Source organism: Cupriavidus nantongensis (genome assembly GCF_041726985.1).
GTDB classification, from domain to species: domain Bacteria; phylum Pseudomonadota; class Gammaproteobacteria; order Burkholderiales; family Burkholderiaceae; genus Cupriavidus; species Cupriavidus nantongensis_A.
This window is the reverse complement of sequence record NZ_CP168302.1, coordinates 1,232,760-1,254,534: the sequence shown is the minus strand read 5'-3', so window position 1 is coordinate 1,254,534 and position 21,775 is coordinate 1,232,760. Positions and strand designations below refer to the sequence as shown.

Below are 21,775 nucleotides of genomic sequence, written 5' to 3'. Positions count from 1 at the left end.
GCTTCGTAACTCCCGCTTGTGTACTCCCTCTCCCGCGTGCGGGAGAGGGTCGGGGTGAGGGCGGGAGCCACCACGAAGTCGAAGCTCAGCGTGCTTGCCGAGCGCTTGCCCTCACCCCCGCCCTCTCCCGCAAGCGGGAGAGGGAGCAAACCGGCAGCGGACCCGAACGCCGCAGCTCGCCGTAGCCTTACTTCAACAACCCCAACACCGCCTCCGCCCCCGCCTCCGACGACGCGGGGTTCTGCCCCGTCACCAGTCGCCCGGCCACCGCCACGTGGCTGGCCCAGTCATCCCCGCGGGTAAACCGCCCGCCGCTGGCCTTGAGCACATCCTCCACCAGGAACGGCACCACCTCGGTCAACTGCACCGCCGCTTCCTCGCTGTTGGTAAAGCCCGTGACTTCCTTGCCTTTCACCAGCGGCTGGCCATCCACGCCCTTCACGTGCCGCAGCACCCCCGGCGCATGGCACACCGCACCCACCGGCTTGCCCAGCCGGTCGAACTGCTCGATCAGCGCGATCGAACGCTTGTCTTCCGCCAGGTCCCACAGCGGGCCATGGCCGCCGGGATAGAACACGGCGTCGAAGTCCTCGGCCTTGACCTGGTCCAGCGTCAGCGTGCGCGCCAGCGCCTGCTGCGCGGCGGCATCGGCGCGGAAGCGGCGCGTGGCATCGGTCTGCGCATCCGGATCGTCACTCTTGGGATCGATCGGCGGCTGGCCGCCCTTGGGCGAGGCCAGCGTGATGTCGGCGCCGGCGTCCCGGAAGACGTAGTAGGGCGCGGCGAATTCTTCCAGCCAGAAGCCGGTCTTCTTGCCGGTATTGCCGAGCTGGTCATGCGAGGTCAGCACCATCAGGATTTTCATGTTCATGCTCCGGTTTGCGTCCATCGGTCGGCCGGGGCAGCCCCGGCATTGGCAACATCCTACGCAGCTGGCTATGATTCGAAAACTTCGAATCTTCGATGCCTGCCATCCAAAAAATGAATATCGCCGGCAAGGACCTGAACCTGCTCTACGTCTTCCACGTGCTCTATCAGGAAGGCAACGCCTCCCGCGCGGCGGCGCGCATGGCGTTGAGCCAGCCGGCGCTAAGCCACAAGCTCAACCGGCTGCGCGACGAACTGGGCGACCCGCTGTTCGTGCGCGCACCGCGCGGCCTGACGCCGACGCCGCGCGCGCATGCGCTGGCGCCGCAGGTGCAGCGGCTGGTGGCGGACCTGGATGCGTTCTACGACGCCTGCGACGGCCGCGATTTCCTCGCCCGCAGCGAGGCCGTCCACATCTACACCACCGATTACATGGAGCAGTTGCTGCTGCCGGCGCTGTTGCCGCGGCTGCGACGTGACGCGCCAGGGGTGGTGCTGGTCACGCACAACACGCGCGGCGAGCTGCCGCGCGAGGAACTGGAGAAGGGCACCTGCGACCTGGCGATCGCCGGCTTCTACGAGAACCTGCCCGACACCTTCCACCAGCAGCGGCTGGGCAGCGAGGATTTCGTGGTGCTGGCCTCGCGCGCCAATCCACACATCGTGCACGGCCTGGACCTGGACGCGTTCCTGGCGTGCGAGCACCTGCTGACCACGCTGACCGGCGACCTCAACGGCGTGGTGGATCGCGCGCTGGCGCGGCTGGGACACCGGCGCACGGTGGTGGCGGGTTTGTCGAGCTTCCTGGCGCCGAGCCGGCTGGTGCGCGGCTCGGCGCTGTTGCTGACCTGCCTGCGCTCGGTCGCGCAGGAAGCGGTGGCGCGCGACCCGGACCTGGTGATGCTGCCGGTGCCGTTCGCGCTGCCGCGGGTCGACCTGATGCAGATCTGGCACGCGCGCACCGATGCCGACCGGCTGCGGCGCTGGCTGCGCCAGCAGATCCAGGAAGCGGCCGGCGTGCTTGGCGCCACCCCCGCCGCCACCCCCGCGGCGCGCCGGCCGCGCGTCAGGCGCGGTTGACCACAGGCAGCAACGCGCCGTGCACGGCGCGTGCCGCGTCCGACGCCAGGAACAGGATCACGTCGGCGAGCGCGTCGAGGCCGACCCAGCGCGTGGTGTCGGCATCCGGCATGGCCTGGCGGTTCTCGGGCGTGTCGAGGATGCTGGGCAGCACCGCGTTGACGCGGATGCCCTGGTCGCGCAGCTCGGCCGACATCGATTCGGTGACGCGCGCCAGCGCATCCTTCGAGGCGCAGTAGGCGCCCATCTGCGCCAGCCCGCGCGCCGCCGAGTTGGCGCCCACGTTGACGATGGCGCCGCCGCGCGCTGCCAGCATGTGCGGCACCACTGCTCGCGCCATGTTAAGCACCGTGCCCACGTTCATGTCGAACAGTCGGTTCCAGTCGGCCGCACTGGTTTCGTGGATGCCCGTGCCCATGGCAAAGCCGCCGGCGAGGTTGCACACCACGTCGATGCGTCCGCACGCCTGCACGGCCTGGTCGATGGCCTTGCCGAGACTGTCCGCATCGAGCAGGTCGGCCTGCAGTGCCAGGTGCCCGCTGCCGGTCTCGGGCAACGGTGCGTCATGGCGGTCCAGCAGCACCACGCGCGCCCCTGCCTGCGCAAAGGCGTGCGCGACCGCCCGCCCGAGGTTGCCGCGTGCGCCGGTGACCAGTACGTTCTTGCCGTGGAAGTTCATTTGCGTGCTCCTGCGCCGTGGCGGCGCGCATTGTCGTGATTCAGGCTTCGCCCGGCCTTTCCTGTCCAACCATCGTGGCCGGCGGCGAAAAACGCAAGCCAGTCTACGCAACGGCACGCAACATAAGCTTGCGAAAACGCCTCGGGGTAACCCTCGAAACGCACAGGAAGTTGCGCGGCGACTTACCGCCTGCGCCGTGCCCGGGCCGGCGCAGGCACCGCGCCCGCGGACTCCTTCGCCGCCGCGTCCTCCAGGAACTGCACCAGCAACTGCGCCGCGGGCGACAGCAGCGCAAAGTTGCGGCAGCAGATCGCAAAGCGCCGGCGCGCCCAGTCGTCACGCAGCGGGATCACGCGCAGGCCGAAGGCCGTGGCGACGAGCGTGGCGATCTCGGCCGGGATGATGACGATGCCGAGTTCCGCGCGCACGCAGCGCAGCGCCGCGTCGAAGGTCGACACCACGGCCCTATGCGCCATGCGGCGGCCCACAATCGCGGCATAGCGCGTCAACATGATCTGCACCGCGGTCTGCGCCGGCATGGCGATCTGGTCGTAGTCCAGCGTGTCTTCGAACCGGCAGCTGTCCGCGCGCGCCAGCGGGTGCCCGGGATAGACCACGGCGGCCAGGTGGTCGGCGCGGTAGGGGCGGGTCTGGAAACCCTCCAGGTCCGCGGCGTCCCAGCAGACGCCCAGCGGCGCGGTGCCGTCGCGCAGCGCGCGCACCACCTCGCTGCTCAGGCTCTCCTCGATGGTCACGCGCACGTCGCGGTGCGCCGGCAACTGCATGAAGGCGGCGATGTCGTCCGGCAGCGATTCGGCCATGGTCGACACCGTCGCCAGCAGCCGCACCTGCCCCCGCACGCCCGAGCCGTAGTCGGCCATGTCGCGCGTGACGCGGTCGGCCGCGGCCAGCATGGCGCGCGCGTGGGCCAGCACGATCTCCCCCGCCGGCGTGGGGATGACGCCGCGGCGGCGGCGTTCCAGCAGCGTGGCGCCGACGGTCTCCTCGAGTTGCGCCAGGCGCTTGCTGATGGCGGAAGCGACGATGTGTTCCTGCTCGCCGGCGCGCGCCATGTTGCGGGTTTCGCAGACGGCGACGAACAGGCGCAGCGTGGTGAGGTCGAGGTCTCGCATAGTGGGGGCGGCAGTGTTTCCGGATTGGAATGCTACGCCGCTTGGCGGCGCGGTGACGTCGCTTACGGGAAATCCCGAAGCCCGACCCAAGTCACCTCGGTGGCTTTCCGTTTCGGCATGTTTGGCTTCGCCAATCATCGTTTCAGCTTCGGCGCAGAAACTCTTAGAGTTGTCCCATCGCTCCCACAGAGGGACGCCACACCTGTCCCGGAGATCCATGACCCGCCCATTCCCCAGCCACGCCGTGATCCGCGAAGTCGGTCTGCGCGACGGCCTGCAGAGCATCCGCACCATCCTGCCCACCGCCAGCAAGCTCGCCTGGATCCGCGGCGCCTACGCCGCAGGGCTGCGCGAACTGGAAGTCGGCTCGTTCGTCCCCGCGCGCCTGCTGCCGCAACTGGCCGACACCGCCGAGCTGGTGGCTTTCGCGCGCACGCTGCCGGGCCTGTTCACCTCGGTGCTGGTGCCCAACCTCCGCGGCGCGCAGGACGCGCTCGACAGCGGCGCCGACCTGATGATCGTGCCGCTGTCGGCCAGCCATGCGCACAGCCTGGCCAACCTGCGCAAGACGCCCGATGAAGTTGTTGCCGAAGTGGCGCGCATTCGCGCCGCGCGCGATGCCGGCGGCGCGAAGACGCTGATCGAAGGCGGCGTCGGCACGGCGTTCGGCTGCACGCTGCAGGGCCATGTCGATGCGGAAGAAGTGCTGCGGCTGATGCAGGCGCTGCTCGATGCCGGCGCCGACCGCGTCAGCCTGGCCGACACCGTCGGCTATGCCGATCCGCGCATGGTGCGCGAGCTGTTCGCGCGTGCCGTCGACATCGCGGGTGACCGCTTCTGGTGTGGCCATTTCCACGACACGCGCGGGCTCGGGCTGGCCAATGTCTGTGCGGCGCTCGATGCCGGCGTGACCCGCTTCGATGCCTGCCTGGCCGGCATCGGCGGCTGCCCCCATGCACCCGGCGCCAGCGGCAACGTGGCCACCGAAGACCTGGCCTACCTGCTCGGCAGCATGGGCATCGAGACCGGCATCGACGTCGGGCGATTGCTGGCGCTGCGCGAAGACGTGGCCGGCTGGCTGCGCGACGAGACCCTGCACGGCACGCTGTGGCGCGCCGGCCTGCCCAAGACCTACGCGGGCCGCCCCGCGGCCATCGCTGCATGAGACAGGACATGACCCAAGACAACAGCAACTCCCTGCCGCTCGCCGGCGTGCGCGTGGTCGAATTCACGCACATGGTGATGGGCCCCACCTGCGGCATGATCCTGGCCGACCTCGGCGCCGAGGTGATCAAGATCGAACCGCCCGGCGGCGACAAGACCCGCAACCTGCCGGGCCTGGGCATCGGCTTCTTCCGCGCCTTCAACCGCAACAAGAAGAGCGTGGTGCTCGACATCACCACCGACACAGGCCGCGCCGCCGCGGCGGAACTGGCGGGCCAGAGCGACATCCTGCTGGAGAACTTCCGCCCCGGCCTGATGCAGAAGCTGGGACTGGACTACGCCACGCTGTCGCGCGACTACCCGCACCTGATCTACGTCTCGCACAAGGGCTTCCTGCCCGGTCCGTACGAGCACCGGCTGGCGCTCGATGAAGTGGTGCAGATGATGGGCGGCCTGTCCTACATGACCGGCCCGAGCGGCCGGCCGTTGCGCGCCGGCACTTCGGTCAACGACATCATGGGCGGCATGTTCGGCGCCATCGGCGTGCTGGCCGCGCTGCGCGAGCGCGACCGCACGGGCAAGGGGCAGGAGATCCAGAGCGCGCTGTTCGAGAACTGCGTGTTCCTGGCCTCGCAGCACATGCAGCAATACGCGATGACCGGCGAGCCGCCGCCGCCGATGCCGTCGCGCGTGTCGGCGTGGAGCGTGTATGACGTGTTCACGCTGGCGCAGGACGAGCAGCTCTTTATCGGCGCGGTCAGCGACAAGCAATTCGTCACGCTGTGCCAGCTGCTGGAGCATCCGGAACTGATCGACAAGCCGGAGTACGCGAGCAACACCTCACGCGTTGCCGTGCGCCCGCAACTGCTGGCAGAACTGGGTGCGATCCTGCGCCACCATCGCTCCGCGGACCTGGCGCCGAAGCTCGAAGCCGCCGGCATTCCCTATGCGCCGATCGTGCGGCCGGACCAGCTGCTCGACGACCCGCACCTGCTCGCCAGCGGCGGGCTGGTGCCGATGCAGGCCGACGATGGCACGACCACGCCCACGGTGCTGCTGCCGCTGCTGATGGGCGGCCGCCGTCCCGGCGTGCGCGGCCCGCTGCCCCGTGCCGGCCAGCACAACGAAGAGATCCTGGCGCGGCTCGGCAAGGACCGGCGCGCAAGCACCTGAGGGCAAGCCGCACCACAGCGGCAAGGACCTACGATAACGATACGGAGACAACCCATGCAACGTCGCACCCTGCTCAAGTCCGCGCTGGCAATTTCCGCCACGCTCGCGGCCACCCTTGCCGTCCCCGGCGTCGAAGCGCTGGCCCAGGGCGGATCTGGCAAGCCCGTGCGCCTGATCCTGCCGATCAGCGCGGGCTCCGGCGTCGACAACATCGCGCGCGCGGCCGGTCCGGCGCTGGGCAAGGCCCTTGGCCAGCCGGTGGTGATCGAGAACCTGCCCGGCGCCGGCGGCATCACCGGTGCTGCCGCGGTGGTCAAGGCGCAGCCCGACGGCAGCACGCTGGGGCTGGTATCGAACAACCACGTGATCAATCCCAGCGTGTTCCGCACCATGCCATTCGACGCGATCAGGGACGTGACCCCGATCAGCGTGATCGGCACCACGCCGCTGGTGCTGGTGGTCAATTCCAAGGTGCCGGCGAAGAACGTGAAGGAGCTGGTGGCGCTGCTCAAGGCCAAGCCCGATGGCTACAACTACGCCTCGTCGGGCAACGGCACCATCATCCACCTGGCGGGCGAGATGTTCCTGGATGAGGCCGGCGTCACGGCACGTCACGTGCCGTACAAGGGCACAGGCCCGATGGTCAACGACCTGCTGGCCGGACAGGTGGAAATGGGTGTGGTCGCGCTCAACGCGGTGGCGCCGCACCTGAAGGCGGGCACGCTGCGCGCCATCGGCCTGTGCGGCGACAAGCGCACCGCCGCCGCGCCGGACATCGCCACCATCGCCGAACAGGGCCTGCCGGGCTACAACGTCGCCGGCTGGTTCGCAGTCATCGGGCCGGCCGGCATGCAGGCGGCGGAAGTCAAGCGCACGCACGATGCCTTTGCCAAGGCCTTCACGTCGCCCGAAGTGCTGGAAGCGATGAAGAAGCAGGGCACGGTGATCGAACCCGGCACGCCCGAGGCCGCTGCCGCATTTTTCCGCAGCGAAGCCGCGCGCTACGCCGCGCTGGTGAAGAAGGCCAACGTCAAGGCGGAATAACGGTCCTGCAGGCTGCGCGCCAGGCGCCTAGAATGGCCTGCAGCCACCGTGGCGATGCCCACCAGGAGCGATGACCATGACCGACAAGCCCGTCAGGATCCCCGGCCCCGACCATCCCATCACCATCACGCCGACCGCCGGCAGGGTGGTGGTCAAGGTGGCCGGCATCACGATCGCCGACAGCGATGCGGCGCTGACCCTGCAGGAGGCAAACTATGCGCCGGTGCAGTACATCCCGCGCGCGCATGTCGATATGGCGCGGCTGGAGCGCAGCGCGCATGCCACCTACTGTCCGTACAAGGGCGATTGCAGCTATTTCTCCATTCCGGCCGGCGGCGAGCGCGGGCGCAATGCGGTGTGGAGCTATGAGGCGCCGTATGCCGCCGTTGCCGCCATCGGCGCGTACCTGGCGTTCTATCCGGACCGTGTCGACAGCATCGAAATCATCGGGCCCTAGGTTTCGAGCGCCGCATCGATCATCGCCGCGGCCAGGCCGATCACCAGTGCAATGGCCGAGGCGATAAAGCAGCGCACCGTCTTGCGGTACTCCGGCACCGCATCGTCCTCGACGCGCAGCGCGCGGAACAGCGCCACGATCTGCAGCACCACCGCGGCCAGCAGCGCCACCGCCGCCAGCAGCGAGCGCCAGTCCCATTCGCCCGGGCTTTCGAAGCCCCAGAAGCGCCAGAACCCCAGCGAGAAGCCCAGCAGCACGGTGATGGCGGTGATGATGCCCTGGCGATAGCCGGTGGGCACCACTTGCGGTGTTGGCGGCGCCGCGGGTACCACGGCGGAAGGGACAGGCGGGGCGGCAGTCTTGCCAGCATCCATGGCACGTCTCCGGTGGCGATGGCCTGGATGCAGTCTAGTCCCGATCAGCCCTTGCTGAAGATGCTGTAGAAATCCGGCGCGCCGCTGTCCGGCATGCTCAGGTCGAGCGAGCCTTCGATGTGTTCCAGGTGTTCCGCCATCAGCGCGCTGGCGCGCGCGGCATCGCGCTGCTCAATGGCGTCGATCAGCTGCCGGTGCTCATGCTCGGCGCAGGCGGGAGCGCCGGGGCGGTCGTACAGCGTGATGATCAGGCAGGTCAGCGACACCATCTCGCGGATCAGCTTTTCCAGGATGGCGTTGCCGGCCATCTCGGCCAGCAGGATATGGAACTCGCCCGACAGGCGGATCATCGCCGCGCGGTCGCCACGGGCGCGCGCGTTGTCTTCTTCCATGGCATGGCGGCGCAAGCTGCGCACCTTGGCCGGCGTGGCGCGTTGTGCCAGTTCGGCGGCCAGCGCGGGCTCGACCACGCGGCGCGCCTGGAACACTTCGCGCGCTTCGTCCACGCTCGGGCTGGAGACAAAGGCGCCGCGGTTGGGCACCAGCGTTACCAGTTTCTCGTGCGCCAGGCGCGCAAACACCTGGCGGATGCGCGCCCGGCTGGCGCCGGTGACTTCGCACAGCCGTTCCTCGACCAGCTTGGTGCCCGCCAGCAGGCGGTGCTCCATGATGGCGTAGAGCAGGCTCAGGTAGATCGCCTCGGTGGCAGAAGCCTCGCTGGCGGCGCCTTCCGGGCCGGTCTCGTCGTCCGGGGCGGCATTGGCTGCGGCTTTGGGCACGGTTTTGGGGGCGGCCTTGGTGGCCGCCCGACGCGGGGTTTTGGCGGCGGCGCCGGGCACCGCCTTTTTCGATGTGGTTGCCATATCAGGGTACGGACATTCAGCCTGTCGCCCGAACTGGCGACGAAACACGGCTATATCGTACACAACTATGGCGACAGCGACGGCGCGGGGTCAGGCCGGGGCGGTTTCCTTGCAGGCAGCGCGCGCTTCGGCAGCAGCGTCGCCCGCCTGGAACGGATGCACCTGCGCCCAGTGCCGGGCGATATCGACACGGCGGCAGATCCACACCTTGTCGTGCCCCTGCACGTAGTCGAGGAAGCGCTGCAGCGCGCGGAAGCGGCCCGGGCGGCCGAGCAGGCGGCAGTGCATGCCGATCGACAGCATCTTGGGGCTGTCCTGGCCGCCGGGGTCGCCTTCGTCATACAAGACGTCGAACGCGTCCTTCAGGTACTGGAAGAACTGTTCGCCGGTGTTGAAGCCCTGCGGCGTGGCGAAGCGCATGTCGTTCGAATCCAGCGTGTACGGCACCACCAGGTGCGGCTTCTTCTCGCCGCCGGTGACTTCCACTTCGGTCCAGAACGGCAGGTCGTCCCCGTAGTAGTCCGAGTCATACAGGAAGCCGCCGTGCTCGACTACCAGGCGGCGCGTGTTGGGGCTGTCGCGGCCGGTGTACCAGCCCAGCGGCAGCTCGCCGGTCAGGTCCTTGATGATCTGCATGCCGATGCGCATGTGCTCGCGCTCGGTGGCTTCGTCGATGTTCTGGTAGTGGATCCAGCGCCAGCCGTGGCAGGCGATCTCGTGGCCCAGCTCGACGAAGGCGCGGGTCAGTTCCGGATGGCGCTGCAGCGCCATCGACACGCCGAAGATGGTTAGTGGCAGGCCGCGCTTCTCGAACTCGCGCAGGATGCGCCAGACGCCGGCGCGCGAGCCGTACTCGTAGATGCCCTCCATGCTCATGTGGCGGTCGGGGTAGGCCGCGGCGCCGACGATCTCGGACAGGAACTGCTCGGAGGCGGCGTCGCCGTGCAGCACGCAGTTTTCGCCGCCTTCTTCGTAGTTGAGCACGAACTGCAGCGCGACGCGCGCGCCGCCCGGCCAACGTGCGTGCGGGGGCTGGGCGCCGTAACCGATCAGGTCGCGGGGATAGCGGGACTGGAGCATGGTGGTGGAAGCGGACAAAGTGCGGGAAGACATAGGGTTCAGTTCAAGGCATAAGGCGCCAGCATGCCGGCATAGGCCTTGGGCAGCGGTCGCGCCCAGTCGCCGCGCTTGCTGGTGCCCAGGCGCACCGAGACCAGCGCCTCGGCCAGCTTGACCGCGCACGACACGCCGTCGATCACCGGCGCGCCGATGGCGTCGGCGATCTCGTCGCACAGGTCGGTCATGCCGGCGCAGCCCAGTACGATGCATTCGCTGCGATCTTCGGCCAAAGCCACGCGGCAGGCCTCGGTGATGATGCGGCGCGCATCGGACCCGGGGCGCTCCAGCTCCAGCACCGGCAGGTCGCAGGCGCGCACGTTGCTGCAGAAGCGCTTCATGCCGTAGCGCTCGGCCAGGTGCCAGGCGATATTGCAGGTGCGCGCCAGCGTGGTGACCACGCTGAAGCTGCTGCCGACCACGCTGGCCATGTGCATGGCGGCCTCGGCGATGCCGATCACCGGCCCGCGCGCCACTTCGCGCGCGGCGTACAGGCCCGGGTCGCCGAAGCAGGCGATGACGTAGCCATCCACGCCTTCCTGCTCGCCGGCCAGGATCTCGTCGAGGATGCCCGGCACCGACAGGGCTTCGTCATAGTGGCTTTCGATCGAAGCCGGGCCCATGCGCGGACTGACCGCGCTGATGCGCGTGCCGGGCGCCGCCACGGCGGCGGCGCACTGCCCGATCTTGTCGGTCATGCTCTGGGTGGTATTGGGATTGATGATCTTCAGCTTCATGGACACGGCTCGGTTCGGTGCGGTCGGAATCGTGGGTCGTTTCAAGGATGGCCGGCATCACGCCTGGGTGGCGGCGCGACTGCCCAGGTGCCCGGGCATCATGCGCGGGGCCAGCTGCCGGTACAGCACCAGCGCAATGCCCATGCCGATAAACCAGCTGTAGTTGGCCGCCGCCTGCCAGGCCGGCACCACCACGCACAGGATCGGGATGATGGCCGCGGGAATCATGGTGGCCACCGCCGCCGGGTTGAAGCCGTTGCGGTACCAGTAGCGGCCGCGCGGGTTCAGCGTGTACAGGTCATCCACCTCGACATGCTGGCGCCGCACCAGGTAGTAGTCGGCGATCAGGATGCCGAACAGCGGGCCGATGAAGGCGCCCAGCACGTCCAACGTGTAGTGAATCACTTGCGGGTTGTTGTACAGGTTCCAGGGCGTGATGAAGATCGAAGCCACCGCGGCGATCATGCCGCCGGTGCGCCAGCTGATGTGCTTGGGCGAGACGTTGGAGAAATCGAACGCCGGCGAGACGAAGTTGGCGACGATATTGATGCCGATGGTCGCGGTCATGAAGGTGAAGGCGCCCAGCAGCATGGCGAAGGTGCTGTCGATATGGCTGACGGTCTCCACCGGGTCGGTGATCAGCTTGCCGAATACCGGCAGCGTGGCCGAGGTGGTGATCACGGTCAGCAGCGAGAAGCCGAGGAAGTTGACCGGCAGGCCCCAGAAGTTGCCGCGCTTGACCGCCTTGAAATCCTTGGCATAGCGCGAGAAGTCGCCGAAGTTCAGCATCGGGCCGGAGAAGTACGACACCACCAGCGCAATCGCACTCAGCATCACCGGCACCGCTTCCCAGCCGGTGTACTTGACGAAGCTCAGCGTGAAGTTGACGTTTTCCCAGCCGGCCTTGTTCACCAGCCAGATCGCCAGCGCGATCATCACCACGTACACCGCCGGGCCGGCCCAGTCGATGAACTTGCGGATGGTCTCCATGCCGGTCCAGAACACCAGCGCCTGCAGCACCCACAGCACCATGAACGCGGCCCAGCCCAGTGCCGACAAGCCGGCGAAGCCATGCAGTTTGACGTCGGCATATGGCGCCAGCGCCGGGAAGAAGTGCAGCGCCAGCACCAGGAAGGCGCTCGACGCGAGATAGGTCTGGATGCCGTACCACGCCACCGCGATCAGCCCGCGGATGATGGCCGGGATATTGGCGCCGAGCACGCCGAACGACGCCCGGCAGATCACCGGATAAGGCGTGCCGGTCACCTGGCTGGGCTTGGCCACCAGGTTGCAGAAATACTGCACGATCACGATCCCCACCAGCAGCGACACCAGCACCTGCCAGCTGGTCAGCCCCAGCGCGAACAGGCTGCCGGCGGTGATATAGCCGCCGACGCTGTGCACGTCGGACATCCAGAAGGCAAAGATGTTGTAGGTGCCCCAGGTCTGCTTGCGCAACGGGGCCAGGTCCTCATTGGTCAGGCGTTCGTCATAGCTGGGCTTGATCAGGGCATTGCCGTGTGCGGCATGCCCGCCCTGCGCCTGCGCTGCGTCGGCGGGTGTGGCGGTGGTTTGCATCATCTGAGTCTCCTGGCAGATGTGTGTCTTGACGATAGGCGACGCGCGGCCCTTCGGGGCTCTGTGCGGTGCGCCAGGGGAGAGTGATTATGTGTCTACTAAATTGTCTACAAAATCGATTGAGTGTGTAGACGATGTTGTAGATCACGGATTTGTGATTGTCAACATTCGTTTTCCCTGAAGGTGGGGGTGGGGGATGTGAGTGGGGAGTGATGCGGTGGACTTCGTGGATGCGCCTGCCCTCTCCCCCGCCCCTCTCCCGCAAGCGGGCGAGGGGAGCAAACCAGCGGGCATGAGCAACAGAGGGGTGGCCCGCGATAGCGCGTGCGAGCGCAGCGACGCACTCCGTGCCCGAGCCCAAGACCTGAGATAGGGAGCGCGCGCAGCGCAGCCGAAGGCGTCCCACCGATAGCGCCAGCAGCAGGCTGCCTACACCCTGTTGGGATCGTTCAAAAGTGGGTGATCGCAGGCACCGCCCCTGACTCACATAGCGTTAGCAGGCTCGAACGGGCACCCACGCCGAACGGAAATCACCACCGCCCGAACCACCAACGCCGTGGAATTGATTGCCAGCCGCATAGGCGACGCGTTTCTTGCCTACTTCTTGTCGCTCGGACAAGAAGTAGGTCGCCGGCTGCGCCGGCGAAACAGCCACGCCCGCCAAGCACGACAAACCAACCAACTGCCGCACCCCAAGCAAAGCATGAACCAACAAAAAACCCGCTCGGAAGAGCGGGTCCTGTTGCAGGCGTGCGGCAAACTTCAATACGCGATCTTCGCCGTCAAGCTGATACTCCGCGGATCCGCCGGCTGGATGTAGTTCTCATACTGGAACCCCCAGTAACGCTTGTTGGTCACGTTGTTCAGCGCAGCTCGCAGCGTCAGGTCCTTGCCCGCAACCCGCGTGCTGTAGCTGGCGCCGAGGTTGAACACCGTGTAGCCGCCGGCGTCGAGCGTATTGCCGGCATTGAGCTTGGTGCTGCCGGTGTATTTGCCGTCGACGCCAAGGCGCAGGCCCGGCACGAATGGCACGCGGTAGCTGACGCGGCCGGCCATGATGAAGCCGGGCGCGCCGGCGACGCGGTTGCCGCTGTTGGCCACGCCCTTGTCGTAGTACGAATCCAGATACATCGCGCTGGCGCCGAACTCCCACTGCGAGCCCAGGCGGTACACGCCCGCCAGTTCCAGGCCCTGGTAGATCGAGGTGCCATCCTGCTGGCGCGTCGGCACGCCGCCGCTGATGCTGTCGTACTCGGCGCCGCGCTCGATGCGGAAGGCGGCCGCGGTCGCGCTCCACGCGGCCTGGTCGGCCTTGACGCCGATTTCATACTGCTTGCTGCGGATCGGGCTGAGCAGCTGGCGCGCGTTGGTGTAGCCGTCCGGCACGATCGAGCCCGGCTCCAGCGCCTCGACATAACTGGCATAGACCGTGGCGGTTGGCACTGGCTTGAACATCAGCGCCAGCGTCGGCGTGACCACGCCGTTCTTGCTGTAGCTGGAGGTGACCGGCACATAGCCGTTCTGCTCGAAGTTGGTCACGCGCAGGCCGGCCAGCACCGACCAGCGCTCGCTCAGCTGCACGGTATCGCTGGCGAACACCGACTTCTGCGTGATATCGCTGTTGCGCACCTTGTTGAAGGCGGTCGAGCTGTAGTACGTATTGGTGTTGGGCGCGAAGATATTGCCGGTGCCGATGACCGCGCCGAAGCCGTTGTTGTCGTAGCGGTCGATCTGCTTCTGCCACGACAGGCCCGCCACCAATTGATGCCCGAACGGGCCGGTGCGGAACTTGCCCTCCAGCATTGCCTGCCATTGCCCCACCTGCTGGTTCTGCGCGGTGTCGTAGCGCTGGTCGATGTAGTCGCCGGCCTGGTTCAGCAGGTTGTAGGTGCTTTCATTGCGGCTGCGGTTGACCTTGGTGAAGCTGTAGCTGGTGCTGACCGCCCAGTCCGGGTTGATCTGGTAGCGCAGGCCGGTGCTGTACAGCTGCAGGTTGGTGTTCAGGTGCTGGTCGGCGCCGGCGAAGTTGCGGATGCGCCCGGACACCGCGCCCGGCAGCGCCGTATCGCCATAGCTCCACAGGCTGAACGATGGCATCTGGCCGGTGGCGCGGCGGTCCTGGTAGATCGAATCGAAAGTCCAGGTCAGGTCTTTGGTCAGGCGCGCGTCCAGGCCCAGCGACACGCTGTCGCGCCGGATGTTGCGTGCGTTGTAGGGCGTGCCTTCCTCGTGCGTCGCGTTCAGGCGGTAGCCGAACATATTGTCCGGCCCGGCGCGGCCGCCCAGGTCGACGTGTTCGCTCCAGACATTGGCGGCGCGGTAGCCCAGCTCGAACGACGCCGTGAAGGTGTCGGTCGGCTTCTTGGTGACGTAGTTGACGATGCCGCCCGGCGTGGCGAAGCCGTACATGAAGCCCGGCAGGCCCTTGAGCAGTTCCACCTGCTCCATGTGCTCGTACGGCAGCGTGATGCCGTAGGCCACGAACGGCAGGCCGTTGATCTTGAAGCCGTTCTGCCAGTCGATCTGCAGGCCGCGCACGCTCAGGTAGCTGGACCAGCTGTTGTAGCCGTTGCCGTTGTCGCTGACCGACGCATCCATGGTGAACACGTCGCCGAGCTTGGCCACCTGGCGCTCGGCCAGGTCTTCGCCGGTGACGATGGTGGTGGAGTAGGGCGTGTCCAGCTGCGTGCGCGAACCCAGCGCGCCGGTGTTGGCCTTTTTCTCAAGCTGCAGGCCGGAATCGTCCACCGCCGATGCGCTTACCGTCACCGCCGGCAGCGACGCCGCATCGGCCGGCGCCGCCGCTTGCTGCGCCAGCGCGGCCGTCGCCGGAAAGCCGGCGAGCACGGCAAGTTGCGCCAGCACGGCGAGATGGCGGGGTTGGGGTGCGCGCGCACGCGCGGCGCGAAGGACTTGGCGGCTCATAGGGAACAGCAGAAGACAGGCAGGCCTGTATGTAAATGTCAATACAAATGCGAATAATTCGCATTTAGGAAAAGACCGAATGATGCCTATCCCGCGGCTGCGGCGTCAAGGCGCAAGGTTGGGCTTTGTGGTGAAAGCAACGGCACACGGTGCGGGCTGCTGGCGCAAACATCGCCCGTTGCTGCGCGCGTACCGTCCGTTGGACGACCTGAATTCCGTCCCGGCGCAGGCGGTCGCGGGCGGGGCGAAATCCGATACCGGATTGTTATGGCGCCCGGCGAAAAATGATGTTGGACTTGCCTGTTGGCGGTTCATAAAGTTGCACGAACAGAGGCGAACGCCCTCTCGTTTTCCCAACTTCATGACACCGAGGAAGCAATATGGATCCGACCCCACAGGAAATGGAAGCCACCCGCATCGCGCGCTGGGGCAAGGTCAAGCCTTACGGCGAGACCTTCATCGAAAGCCGCCTGCCCGGGATGAAGAAGAACATCTACAAGATCATGAATCGCGGCGTGCTCGAGAACAAAGGCGTCGAGCCCGCGATCCCCGGCAACCACCGCTTCGGCGTGACCTTCATTGAAATCCCGGTCGGCCAGGGCGCCAGCCTGCACGCGCACAAGACCGAGGAAGTGTTCTGCCCGCTGAACGGCCAGATGGAAGTCATTTGGGGCGAGAAAGGCCAGTACTCGCTGATGCTGAACCAGTGGGACGTGATCTCCTGCCCGATCGGCGTGATGCGCGGCTTCCGCAACCCCAACGACCACGCGCTGGTGGTCTACTCCGTGGTGGGTGGCACCGACGAAGAATGCGGCCGCATCGCCTGGCACCCGGACGTGGTCAAGGCGGCCGAGTCCACCGGCCTGGTCTACGGCGCCGACGGCTACATCAAGGAAAGCGGAGCGGACACGGCGCAGCCGCGCACCGAAGGCTGACGACGTCCGCGGCGACCCGGACGCGTGGTCAACGAGCAGGCGCTTGCGGCATCCAGCGGGGCGTCACATCGACGCCCCGCGCCGCGCCAGATCGCACCCCCACTTCCCACAGGAGCTGACCACACTATGACTTCTGCTTCCGTAGCCTGCGCAGGCGCCGCTTCCGCGGCGGCCCCGCAGTCGATTCCCGCCACCCCTGAGGCACTGCTGGAAGCCGTGCTCAAGGCCAATGCCGGCACCGCCGACGCGCGCACGCGCACCATTCTCGATGCCCTGATCCGGCATGCGCATGCGTTTGCCTCGGAGGTGCAGCTGACCTATGAAGAACTCCACGCCGGCCTGGACTTCATGGTCCGCATCGGCCAGGCCACCGGACCGAAGAAGCACGAGGGCATCCTGCTGGCGGATATCCTCGGGCTTGCCACGCTGGTGCTGCTGATGGATGCCAAGGCCGTGCTGGCCGCCGGCGGCACCGAGCCCGCGCTGATCGGCCCGTTCTGGCGCGCCAACCAGCCGGTGCGCCCCAACGGCGCGCATATCGCCACCCCCGACACCACCGGCGACCCGTTGACGGTGCGCGGCCGCGTGGTGTCGATCGACGGCACGCCGATCCCCGGCGCGCGCATCGAGACCTGGCAGGCGGCGCCGAGCGGCCTGTACGAGAACCAGGACGAACACCAGGAAGACATGAACCTGCGCGCCGTGTTCGAGACCGACGCCGACGGACGCTTCTGGTTCGACAGCGTGCGGCCGTCGGGCTATGGCGTGCCGATCGACGGCCCCTGCGGCGAACTGCTGAAGCTGCAGAACCGCGACCACATGCGTCCGGCGCACCTGCACTTCATCGCCATCGCACCGGGGCACAAGGTACTGACCACGCAGATCTTCGATGCGCTCGATCCTTATGCCTTCAGCGACGCGGCGTTCGGTGCGGTCGGCTCGCTGCTGCGCGATTTCGAGCCGGATGGAAACGGCGGCTTCCGCCTCGATGTCGAGCTGAAGCTGGAACCGGGAGAGACGCGCCTGCCCACGCCGCCGTTGCCGTGACGCTTTCGGACTCGCGCTCCACGTTGATCCATCCGGGGCGGCTCGCACCGCCGGTTTTTTTGCGCTACGCGGACGAGGCAACATGCTGTAGCGCGGACATCCGGCCGCGCTATGCTTGCCTGCCTCAGCGTGCCGAGTCCAGGACTTCGCCGTCCTTCTGCACCGCCTGCGCCTTCATGTAGCTTTCGATCAGCAGCTGGTACGCCGGGAAGATCTTGGTGTAGATCTCGGCCCATTGCTGGGCGTCGTCGCGATGCCAGGTGCGCTGCAGCTCGGAGGCGACGGCGGCCGTATCCATCGGCACCACGCCGGCCTGGACCACGCGCGCCAGCGTGATTTCCTGCGCCATCTTCGAGTACGTGCCCGAGGCATCGACCACGGCGAAGACCCGGTAGCCGTCGGCCACCGCGCTGATCGACGGGAAGGCCATGCAAACACTGGTGATGGTCCCGGCGATGATCAGGCTCTTCTTGCCGGTGGCTTCCACGGCGGCGACGAACTCCGGGTTGTCCCACGCGTTGATCTCGCCCTTGCGCGCCACATACTTGGCGTGCGGCGCGTTCTCATGGATTTCCGGGATCAGCGGACCATTCGGACCCTGCGGCACCGACGCCGTGGTGATGACGGGCAGCTTGGACAATGTGGCCATCTTGGCCAGCGCCGCGGCGCGCAGGCGCAGTTCCGGCATGGGCATGTCGCCCACGGTCTGGAACAGGCCGCTCTGGTGGTCGATCAGCAGCATGGCGGTATCGTCGGGGTCGATGGCCGGGCGCTTGCCGTTGAAGTTGGCGGGGCTGCTCATGGTGGGTCTCCTTTTTGACGAATGCTGCGTGGACATCGGCTGTGGGGATGGCTGCCGCTGGGTGGCGCCCGGCACTCGCTACCTGGCGTGTGCGTACGGGTTAGATGAATCTAGGAGGTCGGCGTGCGATCCGCAACCATTTCCGCCTTGCCGCTGGCAACAACGTACCGCCCGGCATAGTGCCGGCGGCCGATACCAAATGCTGATGGCACCTGGAGAAAAAAGTGATTGGATCTGGTCAACGGCTCCGCATAACGTCGAGGATTCGGAACGCCATTTTCGGCTGCGAAAGCCTCGATCCGCTCCGGATGAAAGCGGCACGCGGGCGCTCAGAACGTATAGGCCGCCGACAGGTACGTGAAATTGGTATTGCGCCCGCCCACGGCGCTCAGCACCGGCGCCACTTCGACGTGCACCAGCCCCGCATTCACCGCGACATGGCGGCTCACTTGCCAGAACACGTCGAAAGCGAGCTGGCTGCCGGTGTAGCGCCCTGGGCGTCCGGCCGTGCCGACGATGGGGACTGCGGTTGCCGTATAGACCGCGTCGCCGGTGGTTTGGCGCCAGATGAAGTCCCACGACACCGTCAGGCGCAATGATGAGGTTGGCTTGAGCGTCAACGACGGCTGCAGGTCCACCACATTGGAGGCGCCGACCAATCCGGCCTGGTTGAAGTAGGCCAGCTTGGGGAAGAGCCCGCCGTAGGTGCCCAGCCTGCCGTCGGCCGGGTCCTTGTCGCCGCTGCCGGCGGTGGCCTTGATACCGGCGCGCGCTTTCCATCCGCCCATGGCGAAGGCATAGCCCGTGTCGGTCGAGAAGCCCCAGGCGCGCAGGTCTTGCCTGCCGAAGCTGCCGAACTGCGCCAGCGCCTCCCAGTCCCAGTCCCAACGGCCATGGCTGCCGAAGATGCGCCCGCCCACGGAATGGCGGCGCTCCACGCCCGCGCCGATGCTGTACAGCGCACGGCTGTTCTCGAAGCCCAGATAGTAGAGGTCCACGCCGGATGCCGGCACGACACTGCGCGGGAACGTCGTGTACACGCCCCAGAAGCCCTGCGCATGATTGGGGTGGTCATCGAAGTTGCCGGCCTTGAGCAGCACGGGCCGGGTAGCGAAGGCATCGATGCGGACGTCGCTGGCTTGTCCGCCGAGGCGAACGCCGTCGAAGGCGCGGCGCACGTTCGGCGCGTCGCGCACGGACACCAGCCGTTGCGCGCCGAACGCCATTTCCTGCCGGCCCACACGCAGGTTGGGATCGGCCGCCGCGTTGCCGGACAGCGGCAGGCGCGCATCGACAAAGGCCTGCTGCAGGTCCAGCCGGTCCTCATAAGGAGGCACGGCCACATCCTTGCCGGCGGCGAGATGATTGCCCAACTGGACGAAGCCGCGCAAGCGTTCGCCCGCATGCAGGTCGGCGTGCAACAGGATGCGATGCAGCAGATAGCCGTCGGCCTCGCGGCCCGGTGTGCCGAAGTTCGGGGCCGAATAATGTTCGAAGCGTTCGCGGATCTCGCCGCCCAGGCTCAGGTAGGTATCGGGTGCGCCAAGGGGGATGTACTTGATGGGATCCCAGAAATCGCGGGGCGCGGCGTCGGCGCTGTCGCCTTGCAGGTAGCGGTAGTCTTCGTCGTAGCGCAGGAATTTGTAGGCAGGCGCGCTGCTCGGTACCTGCGCGAGCGCGGTACCGTAGAGGGCGATCAGGGCGAGGGCAAGCGCGTGGTGGTTGGCCAAGAGAAGCTGCTGCGCATCGCGCGCCGTGGATTGCTTTAAGCCAACATAGCATCTTGCGATGAGAGCGCAAGCTGCCCGGCACACTAGCATCCATTTCAAGCCAGGCTTTCCGCGTCGCTCGCCGCACGTACCGTGCGACAATCCCGCAGGCGCCTGTGCACCGCTTCACACCCAATGGTCCGTGCGGCAGCGCGGCCCCGCGGACTATTCCCGCCCTACACCATGAACCGACCAGCCTCCCTCTCACGTTCCGACTGGGTGCGGCACGCCAGGCCGACAGAAGGCGTCGAGCGTATCGAAGCTTGGTTTCACGGCAAGGCGTATGCCATGCACCGCCACGACACTTACGCGATCGGCCGCACGCTTGCTGGCGTTCAGCGGTTCAGCTATCGGCGCAGCCAGCGAGACAGCCTGCCCGGCAACACCATCGTGCTGCATCCCGATGAACCTCACGATGGCCAGGCAGGCACCGACGAAGGCTTCCGCTACCGGATGATCTATGTCGAGCCGGTGCTGTTCCAGAACGTCCTGGGCGGGCGCGCGCTGCCGTTCCTCGAAGGCGGCGTCACGACCGACCCGCGCCTCGCGGCAGCCACCGAGACACTGCTGCAGCATGTCGGCTGCACGCTCGAGCCGCTCGAACAGAGCGATGCACTGGCCGACCTGGCGCATGCGCTGGCCGCCGTCGCCGGCACACCCGCGCGGCGTTCCCGGGGCGACTATCTGGCCGCGTGCCGTGCACGCGAGTATCTGCATGCCAACTGCACACGCGTGGTCACGCTCGACGAACTCGAAGCCGCGACGGGGCGCGACCGCTGGAGCCTGTCGCACGACTTCCGCACGTTCTACGGCACCAGCCCGTATCGCTATCTGACCATGCGCCGCCTCGATGCGGTGCGCCAACTACTGCTCGCGGGCAGGTCGCTGGCTGACGCGGCCGCGGCCGCGGGTTTCGCCGACCAGAGCCACATGACGCGGCATTTCGCCAAGACCTTCGGGCTGACCCCGGGGCGCTGGCTGCAAGTCGCGGGGAGCATCCGGGGCGGCTGAGAAATTCCCACGATCGTTCAATACGTCCGCCCGGCGCATGCGTATCCTTAGCCCGTCAACTTGTGAACGGAGAGAACCATGTCCCAATCCTCTATCCATTCCCGCGCACCGGCCTGCCGCGGTCAATGCCAGAGCATCGACCTGGTCGGCAAGATCGCGCAGATCGACGGACACTGGCAACCGCGCGTCGTCGCGGAAATGAACGACTACCAGTTCAAGGTGGTGAAGGTCGAAGGCGAATTCGAGTGGCACCGGCATGCCGACACCGACGAAACCTTCATCGTCCTCGAAGGCGAGTTGCGCATCGATTTCCGGCAGGGGCCCGCGGGCGACGGCTCGATCGTGCTGCGGGCTGGCCAGATGGCGGTGGTGCCGAAGGGTGTCGAGCACAAGCCCCGTGCCAACGCGGAAGTCAAGCTGTTGCTGATCGAGCCGCGCGGCGTGGTCAACACGGGCGACGGTCCGGCGGGAGAGCGTACGGTGGAGAACGACGAGTGGATCTGAGGCTTGCCCCGACACGGGCACGATTGCCATCGATCCGAACGAGTCAGTTCAACGTCGGATGTCTGCAAACGAAAAAGCCCGTTGCTGTCCGCAACGGGCTGGCTCGCTGATTCGGCCCGATTTCAGGGGCGAATCACAACTTGCGGGCTCACGACAATGGCTGGCTCAGGGTAGTAGACCGCTCCGGGCGGATGGTAGGCAGCGGGGCGGTCCTTGCACTTGCGCTCCTCCTTGTACTCGCCATTCTTTTCCCATTTCCGTTCGACCTTGCACCGGCCGTCCCAGTACTCTTCCTTATAGTCGCCGCGCTTGTGCTTGCGTCCATAGCCGTGGCCCGACTCATCCTTCCACGGGTCGGCATGCGTGGCAACTGATGTGGCGCTCAAGCCTGCCACGAGGAGCAGGCTGACGAAATGGCGAACCATAGAGACCCCAACGTTAATTATTTGCGATAAACCGAGGGTAGCAGCTTAAGCGCCCAGCCACTGTATCCAAGCCGTAGCGCCGGTAACTCCGC

The 21,775-nt window shown here is 67.0% G+C and carries 22 protein-coding genes; 9 read left to right on the top strand and 13 right to left on the bottom strand.

The window, feature by feature from the left end; genetic code table 11:
* Window positions 1-187: 187 nt before the first annotated feature.
* Window positions 188-865, bottom strand: a complete 678-nt coding sequence (locus ACEI37_RS05385; RefSeq protein ID WP_373377687.1) for a type 1 glutamine amidotransferase domain-containing protein — start codon at window positions 863-865, stop codon at window positions 188-190.
* A 98-nt stretch (window positions 866-963) separates the two neighbouring features.
* Between ACEI37_RS05385 and ACEI37_RS05380 the strand changes: the two genes are divergently transcribed.
* Window positions 964-1,947 carry a LysR family transcriptional regulator gene (locus ACEI37_RS05380; RefSeq protein WP_373377686.1) on the top strand — a complete coding sequence of 328 codons (984 nt, stop codon included), beginning with the start codon at window positions 964-966 and terminating at the stop codon, window positions 1,945-1,947.
* Here ACEI37_RS05380 and ACEI37_RS05375 read toward each other — a convergent pair.
* Window positions 1,934-2,626, bottom strand: coding sequence for an SDR family NAD(P)-dependent oxidoreductase (locus ACEI37_RS05375; RefSeq protein ID WP_373377685.1), 693 nt, complete (start codon window positions 2,624-2,626; stop codon window positions 1,934-1,936). The two genes, ACEI37_RS05380 and ACEI37_RS05375, sit on opposite strands and share 14 nt — an antisense overlap.
* A gap of 182 nt (window positions 2,627-2,808) precedes the next feature.
* Complete coding sequence (locus ACEI37_RS05370; protein ID WP_373377684.1) at window positions 2,809-3,759, bottom strand: LysR family transcriptional regulator; 951 nt, start codon at window positions 3,757-3,759, stop codon at window positions 2,809-2,811.
* A 217-nt stretch (window positions 3,760-3,976) separates the two neighbouring features.
* On the opposite strand from ACEI37_RS05370, the gene ACEI37_RS05365 reads away from it, so the two are divergent.
* The 4 genes from ACEI37_RS05365 to ACEI37_RS05350 all read left to right on the top strand — a co-directional run bounded on the left by ACEI37_RS05365 (window position 3,977) and on the right by ACEI37_RS05350 (window position 7,597).
* On the top strand, window positions 3,977-4,924 hold the full coding sequence (locus ACEI37_RS05365) for a hydroxymethylglutaryl-CoA lyase (protein WP_373377683.1): 948 nt from the start codon (window positions 3,977-3,979) through the stop codon (window positions 4,922-4,924).
* An 8-nt stretch (window positions 4,925-4,932) separates the two neighbouring features.
* Window positions 4,933-6,096, top strand: coding sequence for a CaiB/BaiF CoA transferase family protein (locus tag ACEI37_RS05360; protein ID WP_373377682.1), 1,164 nt, complete (start codon window positions 4,933-4,935; stop codon window positions 6,094-6,096).
* A 54-nt stretch (window positions 6,097-6,150) separates the two neighbouring features.
* Window positions 6,151-7,140, top strand: a complete 990-nt coding sequence (locus tag ACEI37_RS05355) for a Bug family tripartite tricarboxylate transporter substrate binding protein (RefSeq protein ID WP_373377681.1) — start codon at window positions 6,151-6,153, stop codon at window positions 7,138-7,140.
* Window positions 7,141-7,216: 76 nt separating this feature from the next.
* Window positions 7,217-7,597 carry a DUF427 domain-containing protein gene (locus ACEI37_RS05350; RefSeq protein ID WP_373377680.1) on the top strand — a complete coding sequence of 127 codons (381 nt, stop codon included), beginning with the start codon at window positions 7,217-7,219 and terminating at the stop codon, window positions 7,595-7,597.
* On the opposite strand, the gene ACEI37_RS05345 is transcribed toward ACEI37_RS05350, so the two are convergent.
* The 7 genes from ACEI37_RS05345 to ACEI37_RS05315 all read right to left on the bottom strand — a co-directional run bounded on the left by ACEI37_RS05345 (window position 7,594) and on the right by ACEI37_RS05315 (window position 15,190).
* Window positions 7,594-7,971, bottom strand: a complete 378-nt coding sequence (locus ACEI37_RS05345; protein WP_373377679.1) for a hypothetical protein — start codon at window positions 7,969-7,971, stop codon at window positions 7,594-7,596. The two genes, ACEI37_RS05350 and ACEI37_RS05345, sit on opposite strands and share 4 nt — an antisense overlap.
* 44 nt (window positions 7,972-8,015) lie before the next feature.
* Window positions 8,016-8,834, bottom strand: coding sequence for a GntR family transcriptional regulator (locus ACEI37_RS05340; RefSeq protein ID WP_373377678.1), 819 nt, complete (start codon window positions 8,832-8,834; stop codon window positions 8,016-8,018).
* A gap of 90 nt (window positions 8,835-8,924) precedes the next feature.
* Window positions 8,925-9,914, bottom strand: a complete 990-nt coding sequence (gene puuE / locus ACEI37_RS05335) for an allantoinase PuuE (RefSeq protein WP_373377717.1) — start codon at window positions 9,912-9,914, stop codon at window positions 8,925-8,927.
* 38 nt (window positions 9,915-9,952) lie between these two features.
* Entirely contained in the window at window positions 9,953-10,687 is a 735-nt protein-coding gene (locus ACEI37_RS05330; protein ID WP_373377677.1) for an aspartate/glutamate racemase family protein, read from the bottom strand.
* Window positions 10,688-10,744: 57 nt separating this feature from the next.
* Window positions 10,745-12,268 carry an NCS1 family nucleobase:cation symporter-1 gene (locus ACEI37_RS05325; RefSeq protein ID WP_373377676.1) on the bottom strand — a complete coding sequence of 508 codons (1,524 nt, stop codon included), beginning with the start codon at window positions 12,266-12,268 and terminating at the stop codon, window positions 10,745-10,747.
* Between the two features lie 490 nt (window positions 12,269-12,758).
* Window positions 12,759-13,031, bottom strand: coding sequence for a hypothetical protein (locus tag ACEI37_RS05320; RefSeq protein ID WP_373377675.1), 273 nt, complete (start codon window positions 13,029-13,031; stop codon window positions 12,759-12,761).
* Entirely contained in the window at window positions 13,028-15,190 is a 2,163-nt protein-coding gene (locus ACEI37_RS05315) for a TonB-dependent siderophore receptor (protein ID WP_373377674.1), read from the bottom strand. The genes ACEI37_RS05320 and ACEI37_RS05315 overlap by 4 nt, the downstream gene beginning before the upstream one ends.
* A 380-nt stretch (window positions 15,191-15,570) precedes the next feature.
* Between ACEI37_RS05315 and ACEI37_RS05310 the strand changes: the two genes are divergently transcribed.
* Window positions 15,571-16,125, top strand: coding sequence for a cupin (locus ACEI37_RS05310; protein ID WP_373377673.1), 555 nt, complete (start codon window positions 15,571-15,573; stop codon window positions 16,123-16,125).
* Between the two features lie 126 nt (window positions 16,126-16,251).
* The gene (locus tag ACEI37_RS05305; RefSeq protein WP_373377672.1) at window positions 16,252-17,172 is read left to right on the top strand and encodes a dioxygenase; all 921 of its coding nucleotides are present in this window, start codon (window positions 16,252-16,254) and stop codon (window positions 17,170-17,172) included.
* A gap of 124 nt (window positions 17,173-17,296) precedes the next feature.
* On the opposite strand, the gene ACEI37_RS05300 is transcribed toward ACEI37_RS05305, so the two are convergent.
* Window positions 17,297-17,974: a hydrolase gene (locus ACEI37_RS05300; RefSeq protein WP_265920024.1), complete on the bottom strand. Its 678-nt coding sequence runs from the start codon at window positions 17,972-17,974 to the stop codon at window positions 17,297-17,299.
* A 329-nt stretch (window positions 17,975-18,303) separates the two neighbouring features.
* Entirely contained in the window at window positions 18,304-19,704 is a 1,401-nt protein-coding gene (locus tag ACEI37_RS05295) for an alginate export family protein (RefSeq protein WP_373377671.1), read from the bottom strand.
* Window positions 19,705-19,926: 222 nt separating this feature from the next.
* Between ACEI37_RS05295 and ACEI37_RS05290 the strand changes: the two genes are divergently transcribed.
* Complete coding sequence (locus tag ACEI37_RS05290) at window positions 19,927-20,754, top strand: AraC family transcriptional regulator (protein ID WP_373377670.1); 828 nt, start codon at window positions 19,927-19,929, stop codon at window positions 20,752-20,754.
* 78 nt (window positions 20,755-20,832) lie between these two features.
* Window positions 20,833-21,258 carry a cupin domain-containing protein gene (locus ACEI37_RS05285; RefSeq protein WP_373377669.1) on the top strand — a complete coding sequence of 142 codons (426 nt, stop codon included), beginning with the start codon at window positions 20,833-20,835 and terminating at the stop codon, window positions 21,256-21,258.
* A gap of 122 nt (window positions 21,259-21,380) precedes the next feature.
* On the opposite strand, the gene ACEI37_RS05280 is transcribed toward ACEI37_RS05285, so the two are convergent.
* Window positions 21,381-21,683 (bottom strand): hypothetical protein, encoded by a 303-nt coding sequence (locus tag ACEI37_RS05280; protein WP_373377668.1) that lies wholly within the window; start codon window positions 21,681-21,683, stop codon window positions 21,381-21,383.
* Between the last annotated feature and the right edge of the window lie 92 nt (window positions 21,684-21,775).

Excerpts from the sequence above, each read along its gene's own strand:
- puuE (WP_373377717.1), bottom strand. The coding sequence starts at position 9,914 with ATGCTCCAGTCCCGCTATCCCCGCGACCTGATCGGTTACGGCGCCCAG.
- ACEI37_RS05385 (WP_373377687.1), bottom strand. The coding sequence starts at position 865 with ATGAAAATCCTGATGGTGCTGACCTCGCATGACCAGCTCGGCAATACC.
- ACEI37_RS05325 (WP_373377676.1), bottom strand. The coding sequence starts at position 12,268 with ATGATGCAAACCACCGCCACACCCGCCGACGCAGCGCAGGCGCAGGGC.
- ACEI37_RS05355 (WP_373377681.1), top strand. The coding sequence starts at position 6,151 with ATGCAACGTCGCACCCTGCTCAAGTCCGCGCTGGCAATTTCCGCCACG.
- ACEI37_RS05305 (WP_373377672.1), top strand. The coding sequence starts at position 16,252 with ATGACTTCTGCTTCCGTAGCCTGCGCAGGCGCCGCTTCCGCGGCGGCC.
- ACEI37_RS05285 (WP_373377669.1), top strand. The coding sequence starts at position 20,833 with ATGTCCCAATCCTCTATCCATTCCCGCGCACCGGCCTGCCGCGGTCAA.
- ACEI37_RS05350 (WP_373377680.1), top strand. The coding sequence starts at position 7,217 with ATGACCGACAAGCCCGTCAGGATCCCCGGCCCCGACCATCCCATCACC.
- ACEI37_RS05375 (WP_373377685.1), bottom strand. The coding sequence starts at position 2,626 with ATGAACTTCCACGGCAAGAACGTACTGGTCACCGGCGCACGCGGCAAC.
- ACEI37_RS05340 (WP_373377678.1), bottom strand. The coding sequence starts at position 8,834 with ATGGCAACCACATCGAAAAAGGCGGTGCCCGGCGCCGCCGCCAAAACC.
- ACEI37_RS05370 (WP_373377684.1), bottom strand. The coding sequence starts at position 3,759 with ATGCGAGACCTCGACCTCACCACGCTGCGCCTGTTCGTCGCCGTCTGC.
- ACEI37_RS05290 (WP_373377670.1), top strand. The coding sequence starts at position 19,927 with ATGAACCGACCAGCCTCCCTCTCACGTTCCGACTGGGTGCGGCACGCC.
- ACEI37_RS05280 (WP_373377668.1), bottom strand. The coding sequence starts at position 21,683 with ATGGTTCGCCATTTCGTCAGCCTGCTCCTCGTGGCAGGCTTGAGCGCC.
- ACEI37_RS05315 (WP_373377674.1), bottom strand. The coding sequence starts at position 15,190 with ATGAGCCGCCAAGTCCTTCGCGCCGCGCGTGCGCGCGCACCCCAACCC.
- ACEI37_RS05300 (WP_265920024.1), bottom strand. The coding sequence starts at position 17,974 with ATGAGCAGCCCCGCCAACTTCAACGGCAAGCGCCCGGCCATCGACCCC.
- ACEI37_RS05310 (WP_373377673.1), top strand. The coding sequence starts at position 15,571 with ATGGATCCGACCCCACAGGAAATGGAAGCCACCCGCATCGCGCGCTGG.
- ACEI37_RS05360 (WP_373377682.1), top strand. The coding sequence starts at position 4,933 with ATGACCCAAGACAACAGCAACTCCCTGCCGCTCGCCGGCGTGCGCGTG.
- ACEI37_RS05330 (WP_373377677.1), bottom strand. The coding sequence starts at position 10,687 with ATGAAGCTGAAGATCATCAATCCCAATACCACCCAGAGCATGACCGAC.
- ACEI37_RS05365 (WP_373377683.1), top strand. The coding sequence starts at position 3,977 with ATGACCCGCCCATTCCCCAGCCACGCCGTGATCCGCGAAGTCGGTCTG.
- ACEI37_RS05380 (WP_373377686.1), top strand. The coding sequence starts at position 964 with ATGCCTGCCATCCAAAAAATGAATATCGCCGGCAAGGACCTGAACCTG.
- ACEI37_RS05345 (WP_373377679.1), bottom strand. The coding sequence starts at position 7,971 with ATGGATGCTGGCAAGACTGCCGCCCCGCCTGTCCCTTCCGCCGTGGTA.